Origin of the sequence: Halocola ammonii (assembly GCF_049334165.1) — a bacterium.
GTDB lineage: Bacteria > Bacteroidota > Bacteroidia > Flavobacteriales_D > Sanyastnellaceae > JBEGHD01.
Genome location: NZ_JBEGHD010000011.1, coordinates 123,682 through 139,881, shown reverse-complemented (window position 1 = coordinate 139,881; position 16,200 = coordinate 123,682). Strand labels below are relative to the sequence as shown.

The 16,200-nt window shown below is 44.9% G+C and carries 18 protein-coding genes; 11 read left to right on the top strand and 7 right to left on the bottom strand.

Going from position 1 to position 16,200, the window contains the following annotated elements:
• Positions 1-162: 162 nt before the first annotated feature.
• Positions 163-798 (top strand): low molecular weight phosphatase family protein, encoded by a 636-nt coding sequence (locus tag ABHV44_RS12290; protein ID WP_459074991.1) that lies wholly within the window; start codon positions 163-165, stop codon positions 796-798.
• Complete coding sequence (gene arsB / locus ABHV44_RS12285) at positions 791-1,828, top strand: ACR3 family arsenite efflux transporter (RefSeq protein ID WP_459074990.1); 1,038 nt, start codon at positions 791-793, stop codon at positions 1,826-1,828. The genes ABHV44_RS12290 and arsB overlap by 8 nt, the downstream gene beginning before the upstream one ends.
• A 718-nt stretch (positions 1,829-2,546) precedes the next feature.
• Here the strand turns inward: arsB and ABHV44_RS12280 are convergent.
• A complete protein-coding gene (locus ABHV44_RS12280; RefSeq protein WP_459074989.1) occupies positions 2,547-3,194 on the bottom strand; it encodes an SDR family oxidoreductase in 648 nt (215 codons plus the stop codon).
• A gap of 97 nt (positions 3,195-3,291) precedes the next feature.
• Here ABHV44_RS12280 and ABHV44_RS12275 point away from each other — a divergent pair, with 97 nt between their 5' ends.
• The 4 genes from ABHV44_RS12275 to ABHV44_RS12260 all read left to right on the top strand — a co-directional run bounded on the left by ABHV44_RS12275 (position 3,292) and on the right by ABHV44_RS12260 (position 7,783).
• Complete coding sequence (locus ABHV44_RS12275; protein WP_459074988.1) at positions 3,292-3,759, top strand: DUF4268 domain-containing protein; 468 nt, start codon at positions 3,292-3,294, stop codon at positions 3,757-3,759.
• A 5-nt stretch (positions 3,760-3,764) separates the two neighbouring features.
• Positions 3,765-4,334, top strand: a complete 570-nt coding sequence (locus ABHV44_RS12270; protein WP_459074987.1) for an AraC family transcriptional regulator — start codon at positions 3,765-3,767, stop codon at positions 4,332-4,334.
• 136 nt (positions 4,335-4,470) lie between these two features.
• Positions 4,471-4,665, top strand: coding sequence for a hypothetical protein (locus tag ABHV44_RS12265; RefSeq protein ID WP_459074986.1), 195 nt, complete (start codon positions 4,471-4,473; stop codon positions 4,663-4,665).
• 115 nt (positions 4,666-4,780) lie between these two features.
• Positions 4,781-7,783, top strand: coding sequence for a T9SS type A sorting domain-containing protein (locus tag ABHV44_RS12260; protein WP_459074985.1), 3,003 nt, complete (start codon positions 4,781-4,783; stop codon positions 7,781-7,783).
• 91 nt (positions 7,784-7,874) lie between these two features.
• Here the strand turns inward: ABHV44_RS12260 and fabD are convergent, their stop codons facing one another.
• Complete coding sequence (gene fabD / locus ABHV44_RS12255) at positions 7,875-8,753, bottom strand: ACP S-malonyltransferase (RefSeq protein WP_459074984.1); 879 nt, start codon at positions 8,751-8,753, stop codon at positions 7,875-7,877.
• A gap of 160 nt (positions 8,754-8,913) precedes the next feature.
• Here fabD and ABHV44_RS12250 point away from each other — a divergent pair, with 160 nt between their 5' ends.
• The gene (locus tag ABHV44_RS12250) at positions 8,914-9,264 is read left to right on the top strand and encodes a hypothetical protein (protein ID WP_459074983.1); all 351 of its coding nucleotides are present in this window, start codon (positions 8,914-8,916) and stop codon (positions 9,262-9,264) included.
• A 48-nt stretch (positions 9,265-9,312) separates the two neighbouring features.
• Here ABHV44_RS12250 and ABHV44_RS12245 read toward each other — a convergent pair whose 3' ends face one another.
• From ABHV44_RS12245 to ABHV44_RS12230, 4 genes are all read right to left on the bottom strand, one after another.
• Complete coding sequence (locus ABHV44_RS12245; RefSeq protein WP_459074982.1) at positions 9,313-10,299, bottom strand: DUF3078 domain-containing protein; 987 nt, start codon at positions 10,297-10,299, stop codon at positions 9,313-9,315.
• Between the two features lie 106 nt (positions 10,300-10,405).
• Positions 10,406-10,903, bottom strand: coding sequence for a hypothetical protein (locus ABHV44_RS12240; RefSeq protein ID WP_459074981.1), 498 nt, complete (start codon positions 10,901-10,903; stop codon positions 10,406-10,408).
• 27 nt (positions 10,904-10,930) lie between these two features.
• A complete protein-coding gene (locus ABHV44_RS12235; RefSeq protein WP_459074980.1) occupies positions 10,931-12,115 on the bottom strand; it encodes an MFS transporter in 1,185 nt (394 codons plus the stop codon).
• Positions 12,116-12,140: 25 nt separating this feature from the next.
• The gene (locus tag ABHV44_RS12230) at positions 12,141-13,019 is read right to left on the bottom strand and encodes an SDR family oxidoreductase (RefSeq protein WP_459074979.1); all 879 of its coding nucleotides are present in this window, start codon (positions 13,017-13,019) and stop codon (positions 12,141-12,143) included.
• A 145-nt stretch (positions 13,020-13,164) separates the two neighbouring features.
• On the opposite strand from ABHV44_RS12230, the gene ABHV44_RS12225 reads away from it, so the two are divergent.
• Positions 13,165-13,698, top strand: coding sequence for a hypothetical protein (locus ABHV44_RS12225; RefSeq protein ID WP_459074978.1), 534 nt, complete (start codon positions 13,165-13,167; stop codon positions 13,696-13,698).
• Between the two features lie 137 nt (positions 13,699-13,835).
• Entirely contained in the window at positions 13,836-14,249 is a 414-nt protein-coding gene (locus tag ABHV44_RS12220; RefSeq protein WP_459074977.1) for a hypothetical protein, read from the top strand.
• Between the two features lie 37 nt (positions 14,250-14,286).
• Here the strand turns inward: ABHV44_RS12220 and ABHV44_RS12215 are convergent, their stop codons facing one another.
• Entirely contained in the window at positions 14,287-14,853 is a 567-nt protein-coding gene (locus ABHV44_RS12215; protein WP_459074976.1) for a hypothetical protein, read from the bottom strand.
• A 232-nt stretch (positions 14,854-15,085) separates the two neighbouring features.
• Here ABHV44_RS12215 and ABHV44_RS12210 point away from each other — a divergent pair, with 232 nt between their 5' ends.
• Together ABHV44_RS12210 and ABHV44_RS12205 are read left to right on the top strand one after the other, a co-directional pair.
• Positions 15,086-15,838 carry a hypothetical protein gene (locus tag ABHV44_RS12210; RefSeq protein WP_459074975.1) on the top strand — a complete coding sequence of 251 codons (753 nt, stop codon included), beginning with the start codon at positions 15,086-15,088 and terminating at the stop codon, positions 15,836-15,838.
• Positions 15,831-16,199 carry a hypothetical protein gene (locus ABHV44_RS12205; RefSeq protein ID WP_459074974.1) on the top strand — a complete coding sequence of 123 codons (369 nt, stop codon included), beginning with the start codon at positions 15,831-15,833 and terminating at the stop codon, positions 16,197-16,199. The genes ABHV44_RS12210 and ABHV44_RS12205 overlap by 8 nt, the downstream gene beginning before the upstream one ends.
• The last annotated feature ends 1 nt before the right edge of the window (position 16,200 follow it).

Genomic DNA, 16,200 nt, shown 5'->3' with positions numbered 1-16,200 from the left:
CGACTCCGCTCGACAACCGGCAATCGCGCGTTGGCCGATTCTCGAGCGGAGTCGAGACAGTGTGGCGATTAGAAATTGAACAATTGCGAAATATTCATCGCAGAATTGTACTCCAATCAATCAGGTTTCAGGAAAACCCAGATATGCATTAAAAATGATGCAATGAAAACACTTTCACTTTATCCCGCACTGGAAGCGTTTTTCGAAAAGATAAAAACGGAAAAGCCAACTGAGCGACACCGTGCTGAGCGAGAAAGAATCGCCAGCTACATTGCCTCAGAAGTGAGCGCAGGTCGCACGGTGAAGTTGATTTTCATCTGCACACACAATTCGCGCAGGAGCCAGCTCGCAGAGTTCTGGACTTCTGCGCTTGCTTTTCGGTTGGACCTTCCCCTGTTGGCCTTTTCCGGTGGAACGAGCGTAACAGCACTTTTTCCGGCAGTGGCCGAAAGTCTGAAACGAAGTGGTGTTACCGTGAAAAAAGAGTCGGGAGACAACCCGCTTTATAGGTTTTCCTTTGCCGATGGCACAAATTCTTCGAAGCAGTTTTCGAAATTTATTGACGACAGGCAAAATCCCCAGGATCAATTTGTCGCTGTGATGCTCTGCAGCGATGCCGAACAAAACTGTCCGATCGTTAAGGGAGCAGACGAGCGATTTTCACTTCCCTTTGAAGATCCAAAAACTTCAGACGGCACAGAACAGGAACGGAAGACTTATGCTGTTACCTCTCTTGCGATAGCCGCTGAGATATACGAATTCTTAAATTCAGCAAAAACAAAACTCAAAAATGACTGAGCGAGCAGAAGACAGAAAAATTGGATTTTTTGAAAGATATCTGACGCTTTGGGTGGTTCTGTGCATTGGCGCTGGTTTGCTGATCGGATTTGTGGCTGGTGAAGACATCGAAGTGATTTCGGGACTGGAACTTTACCACGTGAATATTCCGGTTGCGATTTTAATCTGGATGATGATCTACCCGATGATGCTTCAGATCGACTTTGCCTCCCTGGTGAAAGCCGGCAAGAATGTTAAGGGTCTCAGCCTCACGGTGGTGGTCAACTGGCTCATCAAACCCTTCACCATGGCGCTCTTCGCCTGGGTATTTTTCGACCACCTCTACTCTGCCTGGCTTAACCCCGCAGAGGCTGACCAGTATATTGCCGGAGCCATTTTGCTCGGAGCCGCACCTTGCACAGCCATGGTTTTTGTGTGGTCCTATCTTTCTTCCGGAGACCCCAACTACACGCTCGTGCAGGTTTCTATAAACGACTTGATTTTGCTCGTAGCTTTTGTTCCGCTGGTTCAGCTTCTACTCGGAATTACGGATTTTCAAATCCCCTACAATGTGCTGATCACTTCAGTTTTGACATTCGTGGTTATTCCTTTAGTGGCCGGTTTTCTCACTCAAAAATGGCTTGTTTCAAGGCGTGGAAAGATCTGGTTCACAGAAAAATTCTTACCTCGCCTCAAGCCGTTTTCCATCTTTGCACTTCTGGCTACTCTCATTTTGCTTTTCGCTTTTCAGGGCGAGCAGGTTATCGACAAGCCGTTTCACATTTTGCTAATTGCCATTCCGTTAACCATTCAAACCTACTTCATCTTTTTCATAGCCTGGTTCGCGGGGAAAAAGCTCAAACTGCCTTATCGCATTTGTGCACCGGCTAGCATGATTGGCGCCAGTAACTTTTTCGAACTCGCGGTAGCAGTTGCAATTGCTGTTTTTGGGTTGAACTCAGGGGCTGCCCTGGCCACCGTTGTTGGAGTGCTGATCGAAGTCCCGATAATGCTTTCACTTGTGCAGATGGCAAAGCGGTGGAAATATTAATCAAATAAGAATTACGAAGGCCGAATTACGAATTAAGATTTGTGCGACCCTGCGTGATTACTTTCGCGCAAAGACCCTAAGGACGCCAATACTTGCAGCTACGGAAAAGCTCAAGGTTTGCTCCACTGCACCTAACCTTTCTTTGCGGTCTTCGCGACTCTGCGTGAAATTTACCGTTGTTGCAACTCAAGACGGAAAAACCACAATAGACACAGTAGAATTTCCACTTCAATTCACTCTAGTTTATCCTCGAGTACCAGCCGGTTTCCGACAAGCATCATTGGAAGACACATAGAAAAACCTTGCTGGTCTATGTGCCTTCGAAGTCTTTGTGACCTATGTGTTTTCGGCAGCGTTGTAGAGCAAAAACATAATACTTTACTTTACAACCGTGAGGGGGTGAAACATTAAGGCAGATTAAGTGATGAAGGTTCATTAAGCCCTACTTAAAGCCTCTTAATGAAAACTCTTAATGCCTTCATGTTAAATTACAGTAGCTGCAGGCTTTGGTACTCAAGACGGGATAAACCACAACAGACACAGTAGGAATTAGTACTTCTCTACACATTTGGCTTTCATCAAAATTCCAATCAGGTTTCAATTACAAATGATCGAAGGCACATAGAAAGCACTCGGCTAAACTATGTGCCTTTGTAGACTTTGTGACCTATGTGTTTTCGGCAGCGTTGTAGAGCAAAAAATCCCCGAAATCAATTCCTCAATTCAAATTTTTGATCGCTTCTTCAATTCCAGAGTCTCCTTCTAAAATTTCGAAAGTCTGATTTTTGGCATCGCTGTTCGAAAGCGCGTTGATCATCACTTCCGCAACATCCTCTCTGGCGATCTCACCTCTTTTATTCAGATGTGGAGCAGCCTCAATTTTTCCCTTGCCATCATTTTTTGTCAAGGCTCCCGGACGAACGATCGTGTAGTCAAGTCCCGATTTTTTCAAATGCTCATCGGCATCGTGCTTCGCTACGAGATAATCGTGAAAAGCACCTTCTTTAACTATCTGAGGATCGTGAGCGCCCATCGAGCTGAGCATCACGTATTTTTCAATTCCGTGTTCTTTGGCCTTGTCGATGGTTTTTATCGCGCCATCTCTGTCAACCGCGTAAGTTTTATCCACTCCGGTTTTAGATCCTGATCCTGCTGCAAAAATCACGTGATCTGCCGATTTAATGGCAGAGTCGACATCACCTTCGAGATCGCCATGAACGGTTTTCACACCCAGATCATCGAATTTTGATTTCTGTTCTTCGCTTCGAATCATCGCAACAGGTTCAAATTCGGAGCTTCCTTTAAGCTTTCGTGCGATGTGGGTTCCTGTAAGTCCGTTCGCACCGATAATCAATACATTTTTCATTTTTCAGTTTTTTGTTTTCAATTACAAGTCCAACAACTCAGAATCAAATCCGTTCGAACCGGTTCTCGACTCAGCGGTGAATTGTACTTTTGTCATTATGCTAAGCAAAGAGGAAAGAAAAGAATTGCGCACTGCATTTTGGGGAAACCTGGCAAAGCGAATGGACGAGAAAAGCTCGGCCAACGGTCGAAAAGTCAACTGGCTGAATTATCCCACTGGAATCCGCGAGCTCTTCGTTAGAATGGAGTTCGATGAAAACGGAGTGCGGTTTTGCATCGACATGCAGCAGCGCGATCTCGGAGTCCGAGAATTGATCTACGAGCAATTTGAAGAGTTCAAAAAAATGCTTGAGACTGCCTTGGGCGAAGAAGTGATCTGGAAGAAAGAACACATCCTTGCAGATTCTAAATTTGTTTCGAGCAGAATTTTCACAGAGCGATCGGATCTGAAGTTTATCGATAAAAACGACTGGCCTGAAGCCTGGGCATTTTTGCAAACACAACTCATTGGGTTTGACGAATTTTGGGACACCAGTCGAGATGTTTTCATCGGCCTTTTAAAGTAAACCTCATGGATCAACGTAAGCTCGTCATTAAGAATATGGTTTGCGATCGCTGCATTTCGGCAGTGGAAAGAATTTTTGAGGAAAGTGAAATCACACTTTTGTCCATCAAACTTGGCGAAGCTGTTCCTGAAAAAAACCTGACAGATGCCGAACAGCAAAAACTATCTACCGCTTTGGCTTCGGCAGGTTTCGAGCTACTTCAAAGTCGCGAAACTAAAATAGTCAGTCGCATCAAATCCCTGATAGTAGAAAAAGTACATCACAGCCAGGGAGAAACTGATTTCCACCTGGGCAAATTGCTCACTTCAGAAATACCTCACTCTTATGGTTTCATGAGCCAGCTATTTTCGGAGGTTGAAGGAATAACGCTTGAGAAGTTTCTGATCGAACAACGAATTGAGCGTGTAAAGGAGCTTCTCTTTTACGATGAAAAATCATTAAGCGAAATCGCCTGGGAGATGGGCTACAGTAGTGTTCAGCACCTTTCCGCACAATTTAAGAAAGTGACCGGAATGACTCCGAGCGCATTCAAAAAAAATCGTCCCGGCTCGAGGAAAAACCTGGATAAGATCTGATTTTCGTCTGACAGATCACACCTCGGCCGTATCTGAGTTTTACAATTTGAACATCCTGCCGTTAAGAAATGCCTAAACCATTCAACTGAGCACCTGCTCAAAGTCCGATATTTACGTGTTCACAAATTGCTAAAACATGGATAACGCAGAGAAACTGTACAACGAACGAAAGAAAATCCTTCAGGAATTTTTCGAAACTAAAGCACGACTCGAAGAGGTTAGCATTGAAAACAAGAGCTTGAAATCTGAGAATGAGATGCTCGAAGAAAAGCTGGCCAGACGCGAAGAGGAAATGCAAAACCTGTTTTCATTTATTCATTCGGGAGTTTAACCGGAGTCTATATGCCAGTCTTTCCTTTAGGATTTGTATCCTGCCGCTTTTATTCAATCTAAAGTCTTGTAGCCGATTGGTTTTTTCATGATATTGTGAGCTTAAACCTACAATCATGAGAAACCTTTACTCTTTTTTGCTAGCACTTGCTGTGCTTGCTTCCACTAATTTTTGCTTTGCCGGAAATCCCGAAAACAGTTTTGACCCCAATGAGGTCACTTACGTGAAACCCGGTGATGATCAGCTAACACCACACGTTCAGGCCAGGCTCAGACAGATGCCCACATGGCAAAACTTTCTGGAAGTCAACGGAAACTGGTATGTTCACTTTGATGAAAACAGCCAACAGCCTCACCGCGCTTTTGGAGAACCAATTTCTACGAGCGGAAGTACGCCCGAACAACAAGCTTTGAATTTTATTGAATCGAATTTGGCAGAGTTCAACTTGCCGGTTGACGAGTTGGTCGTTGCTTCCTCTTCTTCTTCCAAAAAACACCACTGGGTGAATTTCAGTCAGTTTCACAACGGCTACGAAGTTTTTGCCGGACGTCTCACAGTCAAATTGACTCACACTGGAGAAGTCATCCTTTTTGGACTCGATGTTCACAACAACATTACAACGGATCCTGCAACAGTGAGTGCAGCTCAGGCCGAAGCCCTTGCATCAGCTGGACTTTCTACTACTGTCATCTCGACTGAGTCAAATGGACCGCAACAAATTTTACCAGTTCCGAAGAACGGTACTTACGAGTTTCACATCGTTCACGACATCATGGTAAAAACGTTGAATGAAAATGGAATTCCTTCGAATTACAGAACTCTTGTTGACGCATCTACTGGCGAGGTACTTTACCGTCAGGATAAAGTTCATCACCACTCAGACAGATGTAAAGAAAAGCACGGCCATGGTCACCCGGAAGCGGAAAGCTCAATGGCAGCCGATGCAGATGTAGACGTGGTAGGAACCATCCACCCTGAAAATCCTTACAACGGGACTGAAGAGGTTTCTCTTGGCGATCTTTCTGTTTTTTTGGGAGCTCAGGAGTTTTTCACAGAAGCACAGGGAGGTGTTTCTCTCACCGCGAGCTCAGGTACGATCACCATACCTCTTTCCGGTCGGTGGAGCGTAGTGAGCAACAACGGTGTTACTCCCGAAACAACTTTTTCACTCCAGGACGGAACAAATGAAGTGTCTTTTGATGACGATGCGGACATAAAAGAGCTTACGGCTTTCTATCACACCAATGTGGTTCACAACTTCATGAAAACAGTCTTTCCGGATTTTACTGCTTTGGATTTCGCTTTGCCTACCAACGTAGAAGTTGCTGGTGAGTGTAATGCTTTCTTTGACGGACAGTCAATCAATTTCTTCACTGCAGGAGGCGGCTGCAATGCCACTTCACTTTTGAGCGATGTAGTATATCACGAATACGGCCACGGAATTAACAGCTACTACTACAATGACAATGGATTCGGCTTTAATAATGGCGCCATGAACGAAGGCTATGCAGATTTTTGGGGTATGGCCATCACCGGCTCACCACTGCTCGGTGTTGGTTTTTACGAAGATTCTGAAGACCCTTTAAGAAGGTATGACATTAACCCCAAAGTTTATCCAGAAGACCTAATTGGGCAGGTACACAACGATGGTGAGATAATTTGTGGTGCATGGTGGGACTCACACGTTTTGATGGGAGAAGACTGGGAGCTGACTCTCGATCTTTGGGTTGAAGCTTTCAATGGGTTTCAGGCTACACTGCCAAACGGAATGGAAGGCACGGCTTACACCGATGTTTTGATTGATGTGCTCCAGGCTGACGATGATGACAACGACATTTCAAATGGAACGCCAAACGGAGATGCAATTCTCGAAGGATTTGCCATCCACGGCATCACGCTTTTGAGCAACGTTGATCTGAGTCACGAACAAGTGTTGACATCTGAGCCAGAGGAGGAAATCGAAATTATTGCCGATCTGGATTCAGATTTCGACTTTGAGATGTTCCTTCAGGAGGTGACACTCTTTTATAAAACCGACACGGAATCACAGTACTCTGCTGTAACGATGTCAGAAATTGGGGAAACCTCAACCTTCACTGCAACCATCCCATCGCAGGAAGAAGGTACGCTGATCGAGTACTACTTGCAGACTGAAGACGTATACGGCAATCAATCGAATGCAACGCCAATTGGTGTTACCCTGAACGATCCAACCCTACCATTTTACACGCTCGTTGGTTTTGGCGTGATTGGATCTCACGACAGCGATTTCAGTGACGACTTTGGAATTTGGGAGACTGGAATTTTTAATGACAACGCTACAACCGGCAACTGGGAGGAGATTTTCCCGATTGGCTCATTTACTGAAAATAATATTCAGGTAGCTCCAAATAGCCAGTTTACCGATGATGGTACTTATTGTTTCGTGACAGAGAATGCATCGAGCCAGTTTGATGCGATCGGGACTGCTGATGTGGACGGTGGCAAAACCACATTGAGAACTCCACTGATAGACATGAGCATTTATGAAAAACCAGCCATTAGCTACTGGCGCTGGTACACAAACAGCCCACCTTCTGGAGCCAACCCAGGCCAGGATTGGTGGGAAGTGCGCATTTCGGACGATGGCGGAAACACCTGGACCCACGTAGAAGAAACCCGGACTACCGATGCCGAATGGCGACAAAATGCTTTCATTGTTAGCGAGTACGTGGACCTCACCGAAGAGGTAATGATGGAGTTTGTGGCTTCAGACAGTATTTTCCCAAATCTTGAGCTTGAAGGTGGAAGTCTGGTGGAAGCAGCTGTGGACGACTTCTACGTTTACGAAAAACAGTCGAATGTGAGTGTGGAAGAAAATGAAGCGAACTTTGGAATGGTTGTTTATCCAAACCCAGCTGCAGAGCAGGTGTTTGTGACAATTAGCACTAAGACACAAGCCGAGGGAGAGCTCGTTCTTGTGAATCTTTTGGGTGAACAGGTATTCTCGCAAACTGTTTCGAACCAGGCTGGTAACACAACTTTTGAAATTCCGACATCCAATCTTTCTTCTGGTGTCTATCTAGTGAAAATGAAAACAGATAGCGGAGTTAAAACAAGAAAACTCACCGTAAGGTAACTCGACCCTACACATAATTAATTGACCAAAAAAAAGCGAATCCTGCCGAGGCAAGATTCGCTTTTTCATTTCTGTTTTGTGAAGAATATTTTTATCCGGCACTTTCAGTGGGCAGTTGTCTGTCCACTTTTTTGAAAAGCCCCTGAAGCACCTTCCCCGGACCTACTTCAACCACTCGTGACGCTCCATCGGCAATCATCTTTTGCATGGTCTGCGTCCACTTCACTGGAGCAGTGAGCTGGTCAATCAAATTTTTCTTAATCTCTTCAGGATCGTTCACTCCGCTGGCAGTCACATTTTGGTAAACCGGGCATTTCGGGAAGTGAAACTCCGTGTCGTTAATCGCCTTTTCGAGCTCAGCTCTGGCGGGCTCCATCAATGGCGAGTGAAAAGCTCCACCTACAGGAAGTTTTAAAGCGCGCTTTGCACCGGCCTCTTTGAGTTTTTCACAAGCTTCGTCTATGGCATCCATTGCACCTGAAATCACGAGCTGACCTGGACAGTTGTAGTTTGCAGGAACCACAATTCCATCAACTGATTCGCAAACTTTCTCCACGACTGAATCATCGAGACCCAGAATGGCCGCCATGGTAGAAGGTTGAGCTTTACATGCTTTTTGCATGGCATCGGCACGTTGGGCAACAAGCTTTAGCGCATCCTCAAAATAGAGCGTCTCGTTGGCTACAAGAGCAGAAAACTCACCGAGGGAGTGTCCAGCCACCATATCCGGTTGGAAATCATCACCCAATGTGCGGGCCAATATCACCGAATGCAGAAAAATTGCTGGCTGCGTGACATTGGTTTGCTTCAACTCCTCTTCAGTTCCATCAAACATGACGTCTGTTATTCTAAAGCCCAACACTTCGTTGGCTTTTTCGAATAGGTGCTGAGCCGATTCGTTGGAATCGTAAAGCTCTTTGGCCATGCCAGGAAATTGGGATCCCTGGCCCGGAAAAACATATGCAATCATCTTTCAGAATTTTTGATTTGTCGTGACGAAGGTAAAAACATTGAACTCTCACCCACTTTTTTTCGTACTTAAAGTGACCGCATCCAGATGCGAAAACTTATATTTACTACCAATTTAACATTGATTCTTTAATTCTCACGACTTAACACATTTATAACTAATGAATTCTAATTTTACCATGGTTCCTGAATTGTCTTTTCAGGACTTTTTCCCAAATGAAGCAACTTTAACATTTTCTACCACGAATGAAGTCTGCCGTGTTCAGGTGAAAGCCGGAAACTTGCTTTTTGTCATCAAATCAGATGGAAGCCAAATTGCTTTTTCGGTTGAAAACGTGACCCAACGAAACGAGTATTCTGAATTGCGATTCACCATGCGCAAAGAGAGCACTTTCGAAAACTGGCCGAGCGCTTCTGATATGTCACTCACAAAGACAGGAGATTTTGTTTACGAGGGCGTAATAACTGGAGATGGCCTACACGAAAAAATAAGGCTCGATATCCAGTCGTAAAACCAGTTATCGAGCCTCGCGTTTTTTTCTTAAAAAGAACTCGGTCCATTAGAACTTATAGGAAAAACCTACTGCCAGTGTTTCCTTGAACTGAAGTCCAGGACCAAACTCCGCAGCTTCCACAACTTCGCCATTTTCGTTCAATACCGCATCGTTCTTTTTGAGAATAATGTCGTCATCGTAGATCAACTGAGTGGTGATATTTACAGAAATAAAATCGTTTACTTTCATCGAAATCAGGTTTTCCCAGTTTACATCGATGTTCTCAGGGTTATTGAGATAATTGGAGAACAAGTCGAGTTTGGTTTGCCAGGTCACATTTTCAACAACTTCTGTGGTGTATGCAATTTTAATGTAACCACCGATTTCAAAACGGATATTTTCACCCTCTTCTACTCCAAAATTCGTGGCTAGTGAATCATCCAGCACAATGGTTGTTTTCATAGTAGTTGGTGACATCAACACAGAGAACTTGTCGGTTGGTTTAAAGTCGATACCAAGTGCAGTTAGCGAGTATGCCGGAGCCATGAAATCCGAAATCTTTACATCTTCGTTCACTTCGCCATCTTCGATTTCATATCCGGGAGCGAATTGCGTTCTGAAATTGAGCATTCCCGTTAAAAACCACTTTTCTTTTAGCCTTCTTCCGTATTTAGAAGAAAACTCAATACGGTCATCAGTTTTTAAAACTTGCTCGTAATCGCCCTGGGTGAGAATTCCGTAGGCGAGATCCAGACTGTTGTCCCATTCGTGGCCATTTTTTTTATAATTGCCGAAAAGGTTCACAAGACCAGTCACCGAAATGGCATTCTGACCACCGGCTGCCCAATTGCTTAAATAAGTTTGACTCAGATTTAGGCCGAGAGTTCCGCCCATGCGCCAACTTCCAATAACGGTGGTGTCAGCTTCATTCTGTAGAATGGAGGTGGAGTTATCGTCATCCGCTTTGTTTCCATCTAGTTTGATTCCTGCTTCCTGAGCGAACGCAAAAATGGAAACCACCAAAAATGCGATAGATAGTATCGTTCTTTTCATTTCTGAAGAATTAAAATTTTGGCAAAACTACAATTAATTCTATACCACACAGGACCACCGAACCAAGCTTAACCCTGCACTAATGTCCCAGACTTCACAGAGTTCGCTATTGATCATTGCGCCACTTCTCGAACAGTTTTTTCTTGTCCTTCACCAGAATATACTTTATTGAGAAAACGGTTTGAAAATCCCACCAATTGGCGTGATTGCCTCCCGTGTGGAAAGCGGGATTCACATCGAAACTTATCACTACAGGAGCAATCATAATCTTGTACTCAATCCCCATGAGTAGATCGAAACCATCGTAGCGCCCGTATTCTTTCAATATTCCGGTGTGGGCTCCAATTCCCGGATAGAAGTTGAGTCTTCGCCCCAACAATTTGACGTGATAACGGGCGATGGCCGTGGCTCTAATTTCATTTTCCCTTGCATCAAAGGCGGCCTGGGCAGTGAACTGCTCGTAGATTTTTTGGTCGAAGCTGATCCCAAACTGCGACTCGTCAATCCTCACCCCCAGGTTGGTTTTGTAGAGCTGTGCGCTCATCTTCTTACTTGAGAAAACCACTAAAACAAATAAAACTGACAGCCGCAGGAAATTCTTCATGCCTTTGAGAACTCGAAAATTTGGAATTTATGATTTAAGTGCCTTTTGGCGTTTTCTGAAAACGTAGATGTAAATCAAACCGAAGATGCTCAACGCAGCCGCCAGCCAAAAGGTGTAGGGAATCATCTCAACATTGCCAGAATAAATTTCTCCAGAAATGAAAGAGCCGCCACCAATACCAATTTCCAATGCCAGAAGCATTGTCGCCAGGGCCATCCCGATCTTACCTGGAGAAGCCAAATCCGCTGTCCAGGCAAAAATTGAAGGCTTGTTGATCCCAATGGAAAGACCATAAATCAATCCGCCTAGCAGAACCGTAAACTGAGAATCGGCAAACCCGATGGTAGTAACTCCGATGATCAAAAGAATGAACCCGATGAGAATTGAAGTCTCGCGGCCGAGGCGATCAGCACTTCTTCCGGCAAAAATTCGCGTTGCTATTGAGCTGAGAATAAAGCTGAAGTTGAAAAAGCCTTTGTATTGAAAACCAAGCGAATCGACCCACATCGGACTCATGGTGATGACCACACCGAATGCAAAAGAATCTGCAAGTGTCACATAAAAAGCCGGCATTGCGCCAAAGTCTAGTATCTGACCTTTGAAAATGTTGAAATGAGACCACTTCAGCGGTTCCCTTTCTTCGAGCGTTTCTGGCAACATGCTCGACATGATGAATGCCACTACACCGAGTACAGACGAAGTGATAAACATGGCGTCAAAGGACACCTCTTCTTTGAGAATACTTCCCAGTGCTGGTCCGGCTGCCATGCCCAGGCTGCCTGCCACACCGAGGTAGCCCATGGCTTCTGCTCTTCTGTGAGATGGCATCAGGTCGGTCATCAAAGCTGAAGTTCCAATAGGTCGGAAACCTGTGGCCAAACCATGTAAAAGTCGAAGTGCCAGGAATGAGAAAATGGTTGTTGTGAAAATGTAAATCCCACCACAGATTGCTGTAACTGCTGTTCCGAAGAGAACGATTTTGATTCGTCCTACCTTATCGGCAAGCCGACCGCTAAACAATCGAGAAAATGCAGCGCTCACAGTAAAAAGGCCGATGATAAAACCTACGTACTGCTCTCCCCCCATGTTTCTCAGATACTCAGGCAGCTCTGGAATCACCATGGCAAAACTGCTCATGAACAGCACGGAGCTGACGCAGAGAATCCAAAAGGATTTTGTGAAAATGGTTTGACTCGTTTTTTCTGTCGTCAAAAGATTGGTTCGTTAAAAGTGTCGACTATTTTTTCTTACCTGCCTTTCGCACCTGAGCTTCTACCTCGTCCCACTGATCTGGTGAAAGCGCTTCGAGAAAGTTAAACTCTCCGGCTCCCTGAAGCCACTCACCTCCATCAATGGTTACAATCTCTCCATTCACAAAAGCTGAAAAGTCGCTCATAAGGTAAGCGGCCAAATTTGCAAGTTCGTGGTGTTCTCCCACTCTTTTCAGCGGTACTTCGTTCTTCATGTCCATCACTTTGCTGAGTTCACCCGGTAGCAACCTCTCCCAGGCTCCCTTTGTTGGGAAAGGGCCGGGAGCAATTCCATTTAGCCGAATGCCGTACTTCGCCCATTCCACTGCCAGTGAGCGAATCATAGCTACCACACCCGCTTTTGCACAGGCTGATGGAACCACATAGGCCGAACCAGTAGAAGCATAGGTAGTCACAATGTTGAGAACCGTAGCTTTCTGCTTTTTGTTGATCCAGTGTTTTCCAAATGTGAGAGTGCAGTTGATAGTTCCCTGAAGCACGATATCGAGAATGACTTTGAAAGCTCCGGGGCTGAGGCGCTCAGTGGGACTTATAAAATTTCCCGCTGCGTTGTTGAGCAATCCATCCACCTGACCAAACTCCTCAACGGCCTTTTCTAGCATGGCCTCCACCTGATCAGGACGCGTGACATCGCACTGCACGGCAAGTACCCGACTGCCAGTTTCACTCTCTATCTCTTTGGCTGTTTCTTCGAGCACATCCAGCTTTCTACTGGTGATCACCGTGTTGGCTCCCAGGTGGGAATAGAGCGTGGTCATTGCTCTTCCCAATCCAGTTCCACCTCCTGTAACCACAATTGTTTTGCCCTTGAAACTTCCTTCGCGAAGCATTGAGTTCTCTAACATGTGAGCGGCTTTTGATTAATAATTGAGGTCAAAGTTATTGTTTTTAAAAATGGAGATCAGAACCATTTAACTGACTGTGAATCAGATACTTTTTCTTTTGGCACACCAGTTGCCTTTTCACTGCTAACAATCAATATTCTCAACGATGAAAAAGTTTACCAAACAAATCGCTCCGATCATCTTGCTGGCAACTTTGCTTGCGAGCTGCATAGAAATCAATACTTGCGGACCACAAGGCCCACGAGGGAAGGCGTATTTCGGAATTGATTATGACTACAATCCACCTTACAGTTACTGGGATAACAACCCGGCTCTGCCCAACAATCCTTTTTTTGGAGAATACTACCGCACGAACCCCGGAGTTTACAACTTCGAATACTTTATCAATCCTGTAGAATACTGGTACGGAACCTACGAAATCTGGGAGCTGGAAGGCGAGCCCGGATACAGCGATGGCCGCCCAGGTCGGAGAGGTCCCGACAACTATCTAATGCTCATTTGCAACAACAACGGCTTCTATTTCGATCGCTGGTCAGAGGGAACCACTACGCATAGATCGGGCGATACGCTAGTAGTTGAAACGATCACCGAGGACAAAAAATTCAGAATTGAAATGATTCAAACCACCAAACAACAGAGAACTCCTCAACAACCTAAATTCATTAATAACGTGCCATAGCAGCACTTGTCCCCAAACAAAAACCCCGGCAAGCGAAAGCTTCGACCGGGGTTTTTCGTTTCCAGAAAATCTTTCTGTTGCGCTGCCGTTAACCTAATCGGAACAGGATTTTTATCTTTGATGAAACACGATAGATCATGAAACTCGAGTATCCACAGAAAATAATCATCGCCTGGGGAGAGGCCATTGACGGAAATGCCGAAATCAAGAACTGGCTGATCCAAAACGGCTACATGGAGCTTGGGATTTTCGTACATGCGCTCTACAATCAGGACGAAGCTCGCGACTGGTTACTGAAAAACGAGCACCCACATTTGCTGGCTCTTATCAATGCGGCTGAAGGGAACCCCAATGCCCGCAATTGGCTGAAAAAATACAAATTGGATGTACTTGAAAAAATGGCGCTGGCTGCCGATAACGATGATGCCGCCCTCGATTGGCTCTTTGATAACAATTTCAGAGATATGGCCGTGGTAGCTGGTAAAATGAGATTCGTGAAGAATCAAATTGAATCCGACAACTCAGATATGCACCGCATTAACAGGAGTTGATCATTGCAATTCAAGGGAGTTCAATTAATTGATGAAATTATTCGGGGCATCCACTGCCCATTGAGGATAACAAAACGAGAAGGTCTCCGGTTGCGATAAATCCATCTTCATCGGCATCGAGGGGACAGGGATCTTCAAGGATAGGGAATTCACAACTATCATCATCTATCAGTGCAGTAGGATCATAATTATTGGCAAACACGTATGTACATCCTGCACAACTTTCATAGTCGCAACTTCCATCGTCCAGTGTAGCATCTGGATCATAGTTGCAAGCAGTCGGGTAAGTGCAACCAGCGCAACTTGTGAAGTCACAGCTCCCGTCTTCTAATTCTGCTTCCGGATCAAAGTTACATGCATTAGCATAGGTACATCCTGTTGTGACTTCGACCTTGAGAGCAACATCTCTATTTTCCAACTTTTGGCTACAATTGTTAAATTTGAAGAATTCACTCACATCAGAGTCATTGCTTTGTGAAGCTGTTTTCACCAGTTCGTTATTTAAATAAGTTGAAAGGCCAGCTCCATTCCAATCCCACTGATTAAATTTGGTTAGAGATAAACAAACAAAGCACAAGCTGATAGAAATAATACTCGCTTTCATAATTCTGTTTTTGGTTCAAAAAAGTTAAGACTTTAAGAGAGTTCAACAATTATGTTTCATCATTATGATTTCCTCTCTAATAATCTAAATTACAAATTTTTACCCTCAAACTGACAACAGATTCAAGGCTGTATCGTGTAATCAAAAAGTGAAAGGTTAATGAATAATTCGTGAGAACTTTGTTAGAACTATTGGCAATATTTGTAGAACCAAACGACATTTTGAAATGGTCATGAATAGATATGTCTATAAAATAATGGTCCTCTCTATCATCACCCTGATGATAGGGCTTTTCCATGCCTGCAAGCACGAGCCTATAATCCCTCCAGGTGAGGAGCCTGGCAGTGGTGGAGGCTCTGGTGGCGGAGGCGGTGGAGGAAGCGATGACGACTGCGACCCGGACGTGGTTTATTTCCAGCAAGACGTTCTGCCTATTTTTCAGTCGAGCTGCGCACTTTCTGGCTGTCACGATGCAACTACAGCACAGGAGGGTATAATTCTCACAGACTACAACAACATCATCCAAACTGGTGACATAGAAGGTGGAGATCTCGATGCAGGTAAGGTCTGGGAAATGATCACGGAAACAGACATTGACGACCCAGAAGACAGAATGCCCCCTCTTCCCAATGAGGCCTTGAGCCCAGAACAGATTGAGGCTATTCAAACCTGGATTTTGCAAGGAGCTCAAAACAACTCATGCGAATCCAGCGGTTGCGATACGTTAAACGTGACGTATTCGGGTACCATTCGTCCCCTCATCGAAAATCGTTGCGAAGGATGCCATTCCGGAAGCACGCCAAGTGGAGGGATTTCATATGAAACTTACGAAGGTGTGGCTGAGGTAGCTGCCGATGGACGACTTTTGGGAGCCATCAACTGGGATCCAGATTACGCCAACATGCCCCAAAATGGTGATCAACTCTCTCAGTGCAACATTGACAAAATCCGCATCTGGATCGAAAACGGATACCCGAATGATTAAGAAATTTTTGCCCTTCTCATCTCTGCTATTTGTTGCGCTGTTGAGTTCATGCTACTACGACAACGAAGAAGAACTGTATCCTTTTGACAACTGTAACTTGCCTCAGGAAGTCAGCTATGCGGCAGACGTGGAGCCGATCATTTCCGGCTCTTGTGCGGTTAGCGGTTGCCATATTACTGGAGGCGAAGGGAATGGCGTTTTCGATTCCTATCAATCAATCAAGGAAAAATACGACAATGGAACTTTCCAAAACCGTGTGTTGCAAGTAGGCGACATGGCCGGTCCGAGTTATGGAAATCTGTCCGACTGTGAAGTAGAAACACTTAGAAAATGGGTAGAACAAGGTGCCCCAAATAATTAAG

Excerpts from the sequence above, each read along its gene's own strand:
- ABHV44_RS12290 (WP_459074991.1), top strand. The coding sequence starts at position 163 with ATGAAAACACTTTCACTTTATCCCGCACTGGAAGCGTTTTTCGAAAAG.
- arsB (WP_459074990.1), top strand. The coding sequence starts at position 791 with ATGACTGAGCGAGCAGAAGACAGAAAAATTGGATTTTTTGAAAGATAT.
- ABHV44_RS12280 (WP_459074989.1), bottom strand. The coding sequence starts at position 3,194 with ATGAAAAATGTATTGATTATCGGTGCGAACGGACTTACAGGAACCCAC.
- ABHV44_RS12275 (WP_459074988.1), top strand. The coding sequence starts at position 3,292 with ATGCTAAGCAAAGAGGAAAGAAAAGAATTGCGCACTGCATTTTGGGGA.
- ABHV44_RS12270 (WP_459074987.1), top strand. The coding sequence starts at position 3,765 with ATGGATCAACGTAAGCTCGTCATTAAGAATATGGTTTGCGATCGCTGC.
- ABHV44_RS12265 (WP_459074986.1), top strand. The coding sequence starts at position 4,471 with ATGGATAACGCAGAGAAACTGTACAACGAACGAAAGAAAATCCTTCAG.
- ABHV44_RS12260 (WP_459074985.1), top strand. The coding sequence starts at position 4,781 with ATGAGAAACCTTTACTCTTTTTTGCTAGCACTTGCTGTGCTTGCTTCC.
- fabD (WP_459074984.1), bottom strand. The coding sequence starts at position 8,753 with ATGATTGCATATGTTTTTCCGGGCCAGGGATCCCAATTTCCTGGCATG.
- ABHV44_RS12250 (WP_459074983.1), top strand. The coding sequence starts at position 8,914 with ATGAATTCTAATTTTACCATGGTTCCTGAATTGTCTTTTCAGGACTTT.
- ABHV44_RS12245 (WP_459074982.1), bottom strand. The coding sequence starts at position 10,299 with ATGAAAAGAACGATACTATCTATCGCATTTTTGGTGGTTTCCATTTTT.
- ABHV44_RS12240 (WP_459074981.1), bottom strand. The coding sequence starts at position 10,903 with ATGAAGAATTTCCTGCGGCTGTCAGTTTTATTTGTTTTAGTGGTTTTC.
- ABHV44_RS12230 (WP_459074979.1), bottom strand. The coding sequence starts at position 13,019 with ATGTTAGAGAACTCAATGCTTCGCGAAGGAAGTTTCAAGGGCAAAACA.
- ABHV44_RS12225 (WP_459074978.1), top strand. The coding sequence starts at position 13,165 with ATGAAAAAGTTTACCAAACAAATCGCTCCGATCATCTTGCTGGCAACT.
- ABHV44_RS12220 (WP_459074977.1), top strand. The coding sequence starts at position 13,836 with ATGAAACTCGAGTATCCACAGAAAATAATCATCGCCTGGGGAGAGGCC.
- ABHV44_RS12215 (WP_459074976.1), bottom strand. The coding sequence starts at position 14,853 with ATGAAAGCGAGTATTATTTCTATCAGCTTGTGCTTTGTTTGTTTATCT.
- ABHV44_RS12210 (WP_459074975.1), top strand. The coding sequence starts at position 15,086 with ATGAATAGATATGTCTATAAAATAATGGTCCTCTCTATCATCACCCTG.
- ABHV44_RS12205 (WP_459074974.1), top strand. The coding sequence starts at position 15,831 with ATGATTAAGAAATTTTTGCCCTTCTCATCTCTGCTATTTGTTGCGCTG.